This window comes from Chitiniphilus shinanonensis DSM 23277 (genome assembly GCF_000374805.1).
GTDB lineage: Bacteria > Pseudomonadota > Gammaproteobacteria > Burkholderiales > Chitinibacteraceae > Chitiniphilus > Chitiniphilus shinanonensis.
The window spans coordinates 55,508-69,184 of record NZ_KB895341.1 but is presented as its reverse complement, the minus strand read 5'-3'; the positions used below and the strand labels follow the sequence as shown (position 1 = coordinate 69,184).

The 13,677-nt window shown below is 67.3% G+C and carries 13 protein-coding genes; all 13 read left to right on the top strand.

Annotated features, from left to right (window positions below; all coding sequences use genetic code 11):
• Positions 1-18 precede the first annotated feature (18 nt).
• The 13 genes from truA (at position 19) to C556_RS0109195 (ending at position 13,193) form a co-directional block, all read left to right on the top strand.
• The gene (gene truA / locus C556_RS0109255) at positions 19-801 is read left to right on the top strand and encodes a tRNA pseudouridine(38-40) synthase TruA (RefSeq protein ID WP_018747965.1); all 783 of its coding nucleotides are present in this window, start codon (positions 19-21) and stop codon (positions 799-801) included.
• Between the two features lie 12 nt (positions 802-813).
• Positions 814-1,431, top strand: coding sequence for a phosphoribosylanthranilate isomerase (locus C556_RS0109250; protein WP_018747964.1), 618 nt, complete (start codon positions 814-816; stop codon positions 1,429-1,431).
• Positions 1,432-1,447: 16 nt separating this feature from the next.
• Complete coding sequence (trpB, locus tag C556_RS0109245; RefSeq protein WP_018747963.1) at positions 1,448-2,659, top strand: tryptophan synthase subunit beta; 1,212 nt, start codon at positions 1,448-1,450, stop codon at positions 2,657-2,659.
• Between the two features lie 52 nt (positions 2,660-2,711).
• A complete protein-coding gene (trpA, locus tag C556_RS0109240; protein ID WP_026262949.1) occupies positions 2,712-3,515 on the top strand; it encodes a tryptophan synthase subunit alpha in 804 nt (267 codons plus the stop codon).
• A gap of 113 nt (positions 3,516-3,628) precedes the next feature.
• Positions 3,629-4,498 (top strand): acetyl-CoA carboxylase, carboxyltransferase subunit beta, encoded by an 870-nt coding sequence (gene accD / locus C556_RS0109235; RefSeq protein WP_018747961.1) that lies wholly within the window; start codon positions 3,629-3,631, stop codon positions 4,496-4,498.
• An 11-nt stretch (positions 4,499-4,509) separates the two neighbouring features.
• A complete protein-coding gene (gene folC, locus C556_RS0109230; RefSeq protein ID WP_018747960.1) occupies positions 4,510-5,781 on the top strand; it encodes a bifunctional tetrahydrofolate synthase/dihydrofolate synthase in 1,272 nt (423 codons plus the stop codon).
• 2 nt (positions 5,782-5,783) lie between these two features.
• Positions 5,784-6,491 (top strand): SPOR domain-containing protein, encoded by a 708-nt coding sequence (locus C556_RS22940; protein WP_018747959.1) that lies wholly within the window; start codon positions 5,784-5,786, stop codon positions 6,489-6,491.
• Positions 6,488-6,979, top strand: coding sequence for a CvpA family protein (locus C556_RS0109220; protein WP_018747958.1), 492 nt, complete (start codon positions 6,488-6,490; stop codon positions 6,977-6,979). Before C556_RS22940 ends, C556_RS0109220 begins: the two co-directional genes overlap by 4 nt.
• Positions 6,980-7,022: 43 nt before the next feature.
• Complete coding sequence (gene purF / locus C556_RS0109215) at positions 7,023-8,567, top strand: amidophosphoribosyltransferase (protein ID WP_018747957.1); 1,545 nt, start codon at positions 7,023-7,025, stop codon at positions 8,565-8,567.
• Between the two features lie 88 nt (positions 8,568-8,655).
• Positions 8,656-9,831 carry an O-succinylhomoserine sulfhydrylase gene (locus tag C556_RS0109210; protein WP_018747956.1) on the top strand — a complete coding sequence of 392 codons (1,176 nt, stop codon included), beginning with the start codon at positions 8,656-8,658 and terminating at the stop codon, positions 9,829-9,831.
• 274 nt (positions 9,832-10,105) lie between these two features.
• On the top strand, positions 10,106-10,432 hold the full coding sequence (gene sugE, locus C556_RS0109205) for a quaternary ammonium compound efflux SMR transporter SugE (protein ID WP_018747955.1): 327 nt from the start codon (positions 10,106-10,108) through the stop codon (positions 10,430-10,432).
• 333 nt (positions 10,433-10,765) lie between these two features.
• On the top strand, positions 10,766-12,829 hold the full coding sequence (locus tag C556_RS0109200; protein WP_018747954.1) for a carbon starvation CstA family protein: 2,064 nt from the start codon (positions 10,766-10,768) through the stop codon (positions 12,827-12,829).
• Positions 12,822-13,193 (top strand): YbdD/YjiX family protein, encoded by a 372-nt coding sequence (locus C556_RS0109195; protein ID WP_018747953.1) that lies wholly within the window; start codon positions 12,822-12,824, stop codon positions 13,191-13,193. The genes C556_RS0109200 and C556_RS0109195 overlap by 8 nt, the downstream gene beginning before the upstream one ends.
• Positions 13,194-13,677 lie beyond the last annotated feature (484 nt).

The following is a 13,677-nucleotide window of genomic DNA, read 5'->3' as shown; positions in this document are numbered from 1 at the left end:
CCGTTGCCGACCCGTCCGATGAAATACGCCATCGCCATCGAATACGATGGCCGCGCCTTTGCCGGCTGGCAGATCCAGCCCGACCAGCCCACCGTGCAGGCGGCGCTGGAGGACGCGCTGTCGCGCATGGCGGGGCACCCGGTGCGGCTGCACGCGGCGGGGCGCACCGATGCGGGCGTGCATGCGACGCGACAGATCGGCCATTTCGAGACCGAAGTCCAGCGTCCGCTGACGGCCTGGGTGCGCGGCGTGAACAGCTTCCTGCCGCCCGCGGTGTCGGTGCTGTGGTCGCGCCAGGTGCCCGATGCGTTCCACTCGCGTTTTTCCGCCACCGCGCGCCATTACCGCTACCTGCTGCTGAATCACCCGGTGCGGCCCGCGCTGATGGCGGGGCGGGTGGGCTGGATGCACCAGGCACTGGACCTGGACGCGATGCGTGACGCCGCGCAACGGCTGCTGGGCACGCACGACTTTTCCAGCTTCCGTGCCGCCGAGTGCCAGGCCAGGACCCCCGTCAAGACCTTGCGCCGGCTCGATATCCGCCGCGACGGGCAGATGGTGGTATGCGACTTCGCCGCCGACGCCTTTCTGCATCACATGGTGCGCAATATCATGGGCGCGTTGCTCCACGTGGCCAAGGGCAACCGCCCGCCATCGTGGATCGTCGAACTGCTGGCGGCGCGCGATCGCACCATCGCCCCGCCGACCTTCATGCCCGACGGCCTGTACCTGGCGGGGGTCAGCTATCCGGCCGAATTCGGCCTGGCGAGCGAACCCGAACCACGCCACGGCATCGTCTGACCTGGAAACCCGATGACCACACGAATCAAGATCTGCGGCCTGCGCGATGCAGCCACCGCCCGTCAGGCGGCCCGGCTGGGCGCCGATGCCATCGGCCTGGTGTTCTACGGCCCCAGCCCGCGCAACGTCGATCTCGCCACCGCGGCGGCGGTGTGCGCCGCGTTGCCGCCTTTCGTCAGCAGCGTCGGCTTGTTCGTGAACGCCGAGCCGGCCTTCGTGCGCCAGGTGCTGGCCGCGGTGCCGCTGGATGTCCTGCAATTCCATGGCGACGAGGCGCCCGACTACTGTCGTGCCTTCGGCCGGCCTTACCTGAAGGCTGTCCGGGTAAAACCGGATGTAAATTTGTTAGAATACGCGGCCCGCTATGCCGACGCGCGCGGCCTGCTGGTCGATGCCTTCGTCGAAGGCGTGCCCGGCGGCACCGGCGAAGCATTCGACTGGCGGCTGTTGCCCCCCGATCTGCCGTTGCCGCTGGTGCTCTCCGGCGGTCTCGATCCCGACAATGTGCGCGACGCGGTCCAGCGTGTGCGCCCGTGGGCCGTGGATGTGTCCAGCGGCGTGGAATCGGCGCGGGGCGTCAAGGATTTGGAACGGATTGCGGCGTTCATCGATGCGGTGCGCGCGGCCTGATGGAGTGAAAACGAACATGAACGACTTCCTGCGTTACGACCAGCCGGACCCGCGCGGCCATTTCGGCCAGTTCGGCGGCATCTACGTGGCCGAGACGCTGATGCCCGCGCTGGACGAACTGCGCCTCGAATACGAGAAGGCCATCAACGACGCGGATTTCATGGCCGAGTTCCGTTACGAACTCAAGCACTACGTCGGCCGCCCCAGCCCGATCTATCACGCCAAGCGCTGGTCCGAGCAGATCGGCGGCGCGCAGATCTACCTCAAGCGCGAAGACCTCAACCACACCGGCGCGCACAAGGTGAACAACACCATCGGCCAGGCGCTGCTGGCCCGGCGCATGGGCAAGAAGCGCGTGATCGCCGAGACCGGCGCCGGCCAGCACGGCGTGGCGTCGGCCACCGTGGCGGCGCGCTACGGCCTGGAATGCGTGGTCTACATGGGCGCCGAGGACGTGGCGCGCCAGTCGCCCAACGTGTTCCGCATGAAGCTGCTGGGCGCGCAGGTCGTCGCCGTGTCGTCGGGCTCCAAGACCCTGAAGGACGCGATGAACGAGGCGATGCGCGATTGGGTGACCAATGTCGACAGCACCTACTACATCATCGGCACCTGCGCTGGCCCGCATCCGTACCCCATGCTGGTGCGCGACTTCCAGTGCGTGATCGGCGAAGAGTGCAAGACCCAGATGATCGACCTGATCGGCCGCCAGCCCGACGCCGTGGTCGCCTGTGTCGGCGGCGGCTCCAACGCCATCGGCATCTTCCATCCCTATATCGAGGTGCCGGGCGTGCGCCTGATCGGCGTCGAAGCCGGCGGCGACGGCCTGGACACCGGGCGCCATGCCGCGCCGCTGACCGCCAACGCCAAGCCCGGCGTGCTGCACGGCAACCGCACCTACCTGATGCAGGATGCCGACGGCCAGATCATCGAAACCCACTCGATCTCCGCCGGCCTCGACTATCCGGGCGTCGGCCCCGAGCACAGCTACCTCAAGGACATCGAGCGCGCCGAGTACGTGGCCGCCACCGACGGCGAAGCGCTCGAGGCTTTCCACGACCTGTGCCGCTACGAGGGCATCATCCCGGCGCTGGAATCCAGCCACGCCCTGGCGCACGCCAAGAAGCTGGCCGCCACGCTGCCGAGCGATCAGGTGATCCTGGTCAACCTGTCCGGCCGCGGCGACAAGGACATCCCGACCATCGCCCGCATGGAAGGCATTCAACTCTAATTCAATCGACGGAGGGCGCTTGCGCCCTCGTCGCATTTCCAGACCCAGACCCATGTCCAGAATCCAGAAAGTCTTTTCGCAGTTGGCCGCGCAGCAACGCCAGGCGCTGATTCCGTTCATCACCGCCGGCGATCCGCGTCCCGGGCTGACCGTCGAGCTGATGCACGCGCTGGTCGCCGGCGGCGCCGACATCGTTGAACTCGGTGTACCGTTTTCCGATCCGATGGCCGATGGTCCGGTGATCCAGCGCGCCAGCGAGCGCGCGCTGGCGCACAAGGTCACGCTGCGCCAGGTGCTGGCGATGGTCGCCGAATTCCGCCAGCGCGACGCCGACACCCCGGTGGTGCTCATGGGTTATGCCAACCCGGTCGAGGCGATGGGCTACGAAGCCTTCGCCAGCGCCGCGGCGGCCGCCGGTGTCGATGGCGTGCTGACGGTGGACCTGCCGCCGGAAGAGGCCGAGGAATGCACCGGCGTGCTGCGTGCGCACGGGCTGGACCAGATCTTCCTGCTGGCGCCGACCACGCCGGAATCGCGACTGAAGAGCGCGGCCCGGCTGGCCGGCGGCTACGTGTACTACGTGTCGCTCAAGGGCGTGACCGGCGCGGCGAACCTGGATATCGACAGCGTGGCCAGCAAGCTGGCCACGTTGCGCCAGCACCTGTCGCTGCCGATCGGCGTGGGCTTCGGCATCCGCGATGCGGAATCGGCGCGCCGCGTGGCGCGCGTGGCCGACGCGGTGGTGATCGGCTCGCGCCTGGTGCAGGAAGTGGAAGCGGGCGAGGAGGGCCTGGCCGCGCGCCTGACCGCATTCCTCGCCGAGGTGCGCGCGGCGATGGACAGCGCCGACGCCTGACGAATGAACGGGCCCCGCGCGCGCCACGGGCGGCGCGCGGCCCAGACGTCGCGACCGGCCGACGGCCCGCCGCGACGTGCAATCCCATAGAGACGGGCTCCAAGGAGAGAACCATGAGCTGGTTGCAAAAACTGCTGCCGCCCAAGATCAAGAGTCGCGAGCCGGGTACCAAGTCTGCCGTGCCGGAAGGCCTGTGGCACAAATGTTCCGCCTGCGGCTCGGTGCTGTACCGCACCGACCTGGAAAACAACCTCGACGTCTGTCCGAAGTGCAATTTCCATAACCGCATCTCCGCGCGCCGCCGCCTCGACCTGATGCTCGACGCCGAAGGGCGGTTCGAGATCGGCGCCGAAGTTCGGCCGGTGGACATCCTCAAGTTCAAGGCCGTCAAGCGCTATGGCGACCAGCTGGAAAGCTTCAAGGAAAGCACCGGCGAAGACGACGCGCTGGTGGTGATGCAGGGAGCCATCCACTCGGTGCCGGTGGTGGTGGCCGTGTTCGAATACGGTTTCGTCAACGGCTCGATGGGCTCGGTGGTCGGCGAGCGCTTTGTGCGCGGCGTGCAGGCCGCCATCGAGAACGGCGTGCCCTTCATCTGCGTGGCCGCGTCCGGTGGCGCCCGCATGCAGGAAGGGCTGACCTCGCTGATGCAGATGGCCAAGACCAGCGCCATCCTCACCAAGCTGGCGGACAAGCGCCTGCCGTTCATCTCGCTGCTGACCGACCCGACCATGGGCGGCGTCTCGGCCTCGTTCGCCTTCCTGGGCGACGTGGTGATCGGCGAGCCCGGCGCGCTGATCGGCTTCGCCGGCCCGCGCGTGATCGAGCAGACCGTGCGCGAAACCCTGCCCGAAGGCTTCCAGCGCGCCGAGTTCCTGCTGGAGAAGGGCGCCATCGACATGGTGGTGGACCGCCGCGAGATGCGCTTGCAGATCGCGCAGTTGCTGACCCTGCTGGCCAAGCAGCCCGCCGTATCCGCCTGAGTCGTCCAACGATGTTTTCCGCCGATACGCTCGAGGCGTGGTTGCACCACCTCGAGCAATTGCACCCCAGCGCGATCGACATGGGGCTGGAGCGGGTCGCCCGTGTGCGCGACGCGCTCGGGCTGGTTCCCGGCTTTCCCGTACTCACCGTGGGCGGTACCAACGGCAAGGGATCGGTGTGCGCCATGCTCACCGCCATGCTGCGCGCCGCCGGCTTCAAGGTGGGCACGTACACCTCGCCGCACCTGCTGCACTACAACGAGCGCGTGCGCATCGACCTGGTGCCGGCTGCCGATGCCGCCATCGTCGCCGCCCTGGGCGCCGTCGAGGCGGCGCGGGGCGAGGTGTCGCTGACCTATTTCGAATTTGGCACGCTGGCCGCGATGAAGCAGTTCATCGATGCCGGCGTGGACGTGGCGGTGATGGAGGTGGGGCTGGGCGGTCGCCTGGACGCCGTCAACGTGTTCGACCCCGACGTCGCCGCCGTGGTCAACGTGGACCTCGATCATCAATCCTATCTGGGCGATACCCGTGAAAAGATCGCGTTTGAAAAAGCTGGGATCTTCCGCCCAGGCAAGCCTGCGCTCTGCGCAGATCCAAACCCGCCGCAGGCGCTACTGGATGTGGCTGCGCAGCAGGGAGCAGACCTCCAGCTGATCGGCCGCGATTTCTCCTGGCAGAAGGAAGGCGAGGGCAACCAGTGGATGTGCGCCACCCGCGCCGGCAAGCATCACGCGCTGCCGTTGCCGGCACTGCGCGGCCCATACCAGTTGGGCAATGCCGCCCTGGCGATTGCCATCCTCGACAGCGTGCGTGACCGCCTGCCGGTGGGGCTGGGCCACATCAAGCGCGGCCTGCTCGAAGTGGAATGGCCGGCGCGCTGCCAGGTGCTGCCCGGGCGGCCGCAGACGGTGCTGGATGTGGCGCACAATCCGCACGCCGCCCATGCGCTGCGCCTGGCGCTGGACGGCATGGGCTATGCCGCCGACACCCATGCGGTGTTCGGCGCGATGGCCGACAAGGACATCGCCGGCGTGGTCGGCATCCTGGCCGACCGCATCGACCACTGGCACGTCGCCGCGCCCGATATCGCGCGTGCGGCTGGCGCCGAGGTGCTGGCCGGACTGGTACGGCAACACGCCCCGCGTGCGCGGGTGACACAATACCAATCGATCGGGGAAGCCTACGCCGCCGCCTGTGAGGCTGCGGGCGAAGCTGATAGAATCCTCGTCTTCGGATCCTTCTACACCGTGGCCGAGGTCATGGCTGCGCGTGAACGGTGAGCATGGCACGAGACAACGTCAGCGAAGAATTGCTGGAGCTGCGTAAACGCGCGCGGCGCCGCCTGGTGGGGGCCATCGCATTGGTCCTGTTCGCGCTCATCGTTCTCTGGACGGTGATGGACGCGGCACCGCCGCAGAACCTGGTGCAGGCCAGCCAGCCGGTGGTGATCGAGGCCAGCGCGCCCAGCCTGGCCGCCAAGCCCAGCCCGACGCCATTCCCCACCACGGCCAGCGCCGCGCTCGCCGCCTTGCCGGGCAAGCTGGTCAACCAGCAGGTGGAGCGCCCGGCCTCGGCGCCGACTCCCGCGCACGAGCAGGCCGCCGTGCCCGATCCGGAAGCCCGGCCCGAGCCGACCGCCGCGCCGCGTCCGACCCCTACGCCGCGCCCCACGCCTACCCCGAAGCCCAAGCCGACGCCCGATCCCAAGCGCATCCTGGAAGGCCTGGACGAAGCCGAGCCCGCGGCTGCGGCCGCACCGGCCAATCGCCAGGTGTTCGTCCAGATCGGCGCCTACGGCGACGCCGCCAAGGCGGCCGAGATCGTGGCCAAGCTCAAGGGCGCCGGTCTTGCCGCGCACGGCGAGCCGGTGAACGTGAAAGGCGTGGCCTTGACCCGCGTGCGCATCGGCCCCATGTCCGAAGGGCAGGCGCAGACCGTGCGCAAGAAGGCCGCCGAGTTGGGCTACGCGCCGCAACTGGTGAGCAAGTGACGGTATTCGACTACGTAGTGCTGGCGATACTGGGGTTGTCGGTGTTGCTGTCGGTGATGCGCGGGCTGGTCCAGGAACTGATGGCGCTGGCCGCGTGGGTGGCGGCGGCGTGGGTGGCGCTGAGCTATGCCGACGAGGCCGCCGCCTGGGTTCCCGATGGCCTGCCCAGCGCAGAGCTGCGCTACCTTGCCGGGTTCGCCGGCCTGTTTTTCGCGGTGTGGCTGCTGGCCACGTTGCTGCGCATCACCTTGAACCAATTCCTGAAAGCCACCGGCCTCAAGCCCCTGGACCGCGCGCTGGGCGGCGCCTTTGGTCTGGTGCGGGGGCTGTTGTTCGTGATGTTGATCGTGATCGGCGCCGGGCTGACCCCGGTGCCCAAGAGCCGCGCCTGGCAGGATGCCATGTTCAGCCCGCTGTTCGAGGCCTCCGCGCGGCTGGTGCTGCCGTGGCTGCCCAAGCCGCTGGCCGAGCGCGTGCGCTACGAGTGATGGTTTGTCTTTGTTGATGTTCTGAGTCGAGAGGCTAGCTTCGATGTGTGGCATTGTCGGCGTTGTCGCCAAAACCCCCGTTAACCAACTGCTCTACGATGGGCTGCTGGTCCTGCAACATCGTGGCCAGGATGCCGCAGGCATCGTCACCGGCGAAGGCTCGGTGTTCCACATGCACAAGGGACAGGGGCTGGTGCGGGACGTGTTCCGCACCCGCAACATGCGCTCGCTGCTGGGCAATGCCGGCATCGGTCACGTGCGCTATCCCACCGCCGGCTCGGCGACCAGCCTGGCCGAATCGCAGCCGTTCTACGTCAACAGCCCGTTCGGCATCGTGCTGGCGCACAACGGCAACCTGACCAACGACAAGCAGCTGAAGGACGAGATGTACCGCACCGACCTGCGGCACATCAACACCAACAGCGATTCCGAAGCGCTGCTCAATGTACTGGCCCACGAGCTGAGCCGCCGGGTGCAGGGGCCGCGCCTGACGCCGGAGATCGTATTCGACGCCGTCACCGCCGTGCACCAGCGGGTGCGTGGCGCCTACGCTGTGGTGGCGATGATCGCCGGCTTCGGCCTGGTGGCGTTCCGCGATCCGCACGGTATCCGCCCGCTGTCGCTGGGCACCCACCAGACCGCCGAAGGCACCGAGTACCTGGTCGCCAGCGAATCGGTGGTGGTCGACACCATGGGTTTCAAGCTGGAGCGCGACGTGGCGCCGGGCGAGGCGATCTTCGTCTCGTTCGAGGGCGAATTCCACAGCCGCCAGTGCCATCCGAACCCCAAGCTCGTGCCCTGTATCTTCGAGCACGTGTATTTCGCGCGGCCCGACAGCGTGATCGACGGCATCTCGGTGCACGAGGCGCGCCTGAAGATGGGCGTGCGCCTGGCCGACAAGGTACGCAGCATGGTGCCGGCACTCGACATCGACGTGGTGATCCCGATTCCCGACACCAGCCGCGACGCCGCGCTGGAGCTGGCCAATGTGCTGGGCCTGCCGTACCGCGAAGGCTTCATCAAGAACCGCTACATCGGCCGCACCTTCATCATGCCGGGGCAGGCCAGCCGCAAGAAATCGGTGCGGCAGAAGCTGAACCCGATCGCGGTGGAATTCCGCGGCAAGAACGTGCTGCTGGTGGACGATTCCATCGTGCGCGGCACCACCTCGCAGCAGATCGTGCAGATGGTGCGCGACTGCGGCGCGCGCAAGGTGTACCTGGCCTCGGCCGCGCCGCCGGTCAAGTTCCCGCACGTCTACGGCATCGACATGCCGACGCGGGCCGAGCTGATCGCCACCGGGCGCAGCGACGACGAGATCGCGGAGGAGATCGGCGCCGACGCCGTGATCTACCAGGAGCTGGACGCGCTGAAGGCCGCGTGCAGCGAGGCCAGCGGCGGGCGCATCGTCGAGTTCGAAACATCGTGCTTCGACGGCAACTACATCACCGGCGACATCAGCGACGCCTATCTGGACGAACTGGAGGCCAAGCGCCTGTCGCCGCTATCCACCAAGTTCAAGGACAGCGACAGCGATTCGCGCGTGCTCGATCTCAACATCGGCGTGGCGGAACAGAACCTGATCTGACCAGGCGAGAACTGTTACCATCCAACCGCAGCGAATTGCGATATAACAGGGGGTTCTTACCCCCTGTTTTTTTATCCATCGAGGCATCATGCACGACTTCGACGAGTGGCATCCCGATACGCTGGCGATCCGCGCCGGTACCCTGCGCACCGAGTTCGGCGAGCATTCGGACGCGATGTACCTGACTTCCAGTTTCTGTGTCGGCAGTGCCGAGGAAGCCTCGCTCAAGTTCACCAACCAGATTCCGGGCCACATCTATTCGCGCTTCACCAACCCGACGGTGGAAGCGTTCGAAACCCGCCTCGCCGCGCTGGAAGGCGCCGAGCGCGCGGTGGCCACCGCCAGCGGCATGAGCGCCATCCTGGCGCTGGGCATGGCGCACCTCAAGGCCGGCGACCACGTGGTCGCGTCGAACGGCCTGTTCGGCGCCACCATCCAGTTGTTCAACACCTATTTCGCGCGTTTCGGCGTCGAGATCAGCTACGCCGCGCCGACCGACCCGGCCGCGTGGGCGGCGGCGGTCAAGCCGAACACCAAACTGTTCTTCCTGGAAACCCCGTCCAACCCGCTGACCGAGGTGGCCGACATCGCCGCCATCGCCGAGATCGCCCACGCGCACGGTGCGCTGCTGGCGGTGGACAACTGCTTCTGCACCCCGATCCTGCAACAGCCGCTGAAGCTGGGCGCCGACCTGGTGGTGCATTCGGCCACCAAGTATCTCGACGGCCAGGGCAGGGTGCTCGGCGGCGCGGTGGTCGGCAGCAAGGCGCTGCTGGAGCCGGTCTACCTGTTCCTGCGCACCGCCGGCCCCAGCCTCAGCCCGTTCAACGCCTGGGTGCTGCTCAAGGGCCTGGAAACGCTGCCGATCCGCATGCGCGCCCACTGCGACAACGCGCTCAAGCTGGCGCAATGGCTGGAGCGGCAACCGCAGGTCGAGCGCGTGTTCTACCCCGGCTTGTCGTCGCATCCGCAGCATGCGTTGGCGACGCGACAGCAGCAGGGCGGCGGCGGCATCGTCTCGTTCGAGGTCAAGGGCGGTCGCGAGGCGGCGTGGCGGGTGGTGGATGCCGTGCAGCTGATCAGCCGCACCGCCAACCTGGGCGACGTGCGCAGCACCATCACCCATCCGGCCAGCACCACCCATGGCCGCATCACGCCCGAGGCGCGTGCCGCCGCCGGCATCCGCGAAGGGCTGATCCGCATCTCGGTCGGCCTGGAGAATGCCGAGGACCTGATCGGCGATCTGCAACGCGGCCTCGCCTGAGCGCAGCTGGCAAAACCTTCCTGGGCGCGCCGCGCTCGTCGGCGTTGCGCGCGGCTTGCCGGGATCGCTGCGCCGGGTTTGTCGGCCGCTCCAAACTGTTTCGGCAGGGAGTACACACGCCCCGCGTGTGACTTCCTGCCTGGCCGGCAGCCGTGCGAATCGGTATGCTGGCAGCGTTTTTTTGTCGCCATTCGGCGCAGGGTGTGCGGACGACCGCACATCCCGGTTCATCGGGGACGGCCCCATCCATTCGACAACGAAACGGAGCACGGCCATGAGCCCCAATATCCTCCCCTGGTTCTACCTGTTGATCGCCGGACTGCTGGAAGTGGTCTGGGCGCTCGCTCTCAAGTCCTCCCACGGTTTCAGCCGCCTGACCCCTTCGCTGGTGTTCGGTGTGTCCGCGCTGGCCAGCATGTATTTCCTCGCGCTGGCGATGAAGGCGCTGCCGATCGGTACCGCCTACGCCATCTGGACCGGCATCGGCGCGGTCGGCACCGTGATCCTCGGCATCCTCTGGCTGGGCGAGCCCGCCACGGCGTGGCGCCTGGGCTCGGTGGCGCTGATCCTGGCCGGCATCATCGGCCTCAAGCTCGCCTGATCCCACCGACCTTCGCGTGTTGCCGTAAGTAACAAGGCCCGATACGTGTTGCGTATCGGGCCTTGCTTCAACGGCTGCGCGATTCGCGTGCATGGCGCGCCACGCCTCATTCCTCTCGCGGAAGAGTGTCGTTTTGTCGTCACGCTGCTCGTGCCTTCCAACGCGCCGCCGCCGCCTTTCGGCGGCGTTTTTCCTGGGTTTGATGCCGAATAGATAAATCTCCCTGTCAGCTTGGGGAAAAACCCTATCCTGATTGCAGCCGCAGCGGCGGATCATTCGCCCGTTCGTAGTATTTCAAATGCGACTACGTATCAACGCATATAGGGGAGCAGCATGAATCTGAAATCGGGGCTGACATGGCTGGTCGTGGCCTTGGTGGGGGCTTTTGCCTTCGCCATGCTCGCGCTCAGCCGGGGCGAGCACGTCAACGCGGTGTGGCTGGTGGTGGCGGCGGTGGCCTGCTACTGCATCGCCTACCGCTTCTACAGTCGCTTCATCGCCAGCAAGGTGTTCGAGCTGGACGACCGGCGCCTGACGCCGGCCGAGCGCCGCAACGACGGGCTCGACTACGTGCCCACCAACAAGTGGGTGCTGTTCGGCCACCACTTCGCCGCGATCGCCGGCGCCGGGCCGCTGGTGGGGCCGATCCTGGCCGCGCAGATGGGTTACCTACCCGGCACGCTGTGGATCCTGGTCGGCGTGATGCTGGCCGGCGCGGTGCAGGATTTCCTGGTGCTGTTCATCTCCACCCGCCGCGACGGCCGCTCGCTGGGCGAGATGGCCAAGCAGGAACTCGGCCCCTTCGCCGGGGTGATCGTGATGCTGGGCGCGCTCGGGGTGATGATCATCATCCTGTCCGCGCTGGCGCTGGTGGTGGTCAAGGCGCTGGCGGAAAGCCCGTGGGGCACCTTCACCATCGCCGCCACCATTCCCATCGCGCTGTTCATGGGCGTGTACATGCGCTACATCCGCCCGGGGCGCATCGGCGAGATTTCGGTGGTCGGCTTCGTGCTGATGATGCTGGCCATCGTCTACGGCGAGAACATTGCCCACAGCCCCACCTGGGGACCGCTGTTCACGCTGACCGGCCCGCAGCTGACGCTGGTGCTGGTGGGCTACGGCTTCGTCGCCTCGGTGCTGCCGGTCTGGCTGCTGCTGGCGCCGCGCGATTATCTGTCCACCTTCCTCAAGATCGGCGTCATCGCCGGCCTGGCGGTCGGCATCGTGTTCGCCGCGCCCGACCTGAAGATGCCGGCGGTGTCGCGCTTCATCGACGGCAGCGGCCCGGTGTTCTCCGGCGCGCTGTTCCCGTTCCTGTTCATCACCATCGCCTGCGGCGCGATCTCGGGCTTTCATGCGCTGGTGGCGTCGGGCACCACGCCCAAGCTGGTCGAGCGCGAAAGCCACATGCGCATGATCGGCTACGGCGGCATGCTGATGGAATCGTTCGTCGCCATCATGGCGCTGATCTGCGCCAGCGTGCTCGACCCCGGCGTGTATTTCGCGATGAACTCGCCGGCCGCGCTGATCGGCACCACCGTGGAATCGGCGTCCGCCGCGATCAACGGCTGGGGCTTCGCGGTCGGTCCGGACGTGCTGACCCAGATCGCGCGCGACGTGGGCGAGCATTCCATCCTGTCCCGCGCCGGCGGCGCGCCCACCTTCGCGGTCGGCATGGCGCACATCATCTCGGAGATCTTCAACAGCCGCGCGATGATGGCGTTCTGGTACCACTTCGCCATCCTGTTCGAAGCGCTGTTCATCCTGACCGCCGTCGATGCCGGCACCCGCGCCTGCCGCTTCATGGTGCAGGATCTGGCGGGGGTGGCGATTCCCGCGCTGGCGCGCAGCCGCAGCTGGTTCGGCAATCTGGTCGGTACCAGCGTGGCGGTCGCCGGCTGGGGCTACTTCGTCTACCAGGGCGTGACCGACCCGCTGGGCGGCATCAACACGCTGTGGCCGCTGTTCGGCATCGGCAACCAGATGCTGGCGTCGATGGCGCTGATCCTCGGCACCGTGGTGCTGTTCAAGATGAAGAAGGAGCGCTACGCCTGGGTGACGGTGCTGCCGACGGCATGGCTGTTCATCACCTCGATGACCGCCGGCTGGCAGAAGATCTTCCACGAGAACCCGAAGATCGGCTTCCTGGCCATCGCCGACAAGTTCAACGCCGCCGCGGCCGAAGGCACGCTGCTGGCACCGGCCAAGAGCATCGCCGACATGCAGCGCATCGCCTTCAACAACCAGGTGAACGCCGTGCTGTGCGGCTTCTTCATGCTGGTGGCGGTGGTGATGCTGGTGGCGGCGTTCTTCGCCATCCGCCGCGCGCTGGCCAGCCGCGAGGCCACCGCCCAGGAAAGCGCCATCCAGTTGCGCGAGGCGCCGGCCCATGCTTGACCTGTCCTACCTCAAGGGCGAGCGCAGCGCGCCGCCGCCCGCGCCGGACGATGACGACGCCTACGCGCGCTATCTCGCCGAGCACCACGCGCAGCATCGCGGCGGCGCGCCGATGAGCCGCGAGGCGTTCGAGCGCTACAGCCTGGGCTCCGACTGGCTGGGCGGCCTGAAGGACGCCGCGCGCAAGGTGGTGCAGACCTGCCGGCTGATGGTGGGCATCCACGACTACGAGTACTACCTGGCGCACATGCGCGAGCGCCATCCGGATGCCCAGCCGATGAGCCGGGCGGAGTTCTACCGGCATTGCCTGGAGGCGCGTTTTCCCAGCGCCGATGGCGCGGCGGGTGGGCGCTGCCCGTGTTGAGTGCCTGGTGAAATTGGGTGCTGATACAGGTGCATCGACAGAAGCAGGCACCCGGCTAAGCCGGGTGCTCGCGAGAAGTGGGGCGCCTGGAGCGGCACTCCCTGATTCAATCCGACTCCCCCCGCCCTCGCCGCCGCGCCTTGGCCTTTTATCCGGCATTGCCGCCAAGCCCACGACTGCATGCCCCTGGCACAGCCAGGCGCGTCGCACTGTTTGTCTGCCAGCCACGGCGCTTTCTACTAGATCCCACTCCCCCCGCCCTCGCCGCCGCGAGGGGGCCTCGCTTTGCTCGGGGCGTTCTTGTTGAGCGTCCGTTGAGGCGGGGTGTGGTGGAGGGGCGGAGACCGAATCGATGTTTATCTGGCCGACGGCCGCCTGCGGGCGGCCGTTTTTCATGCTTGATTGAATGTTTTTCTGTGTACCAGGCGGCACCGATGCCGGCCTTGTCCTGTTGGCGATGTGAGGATTTACGTCGATTCGCATT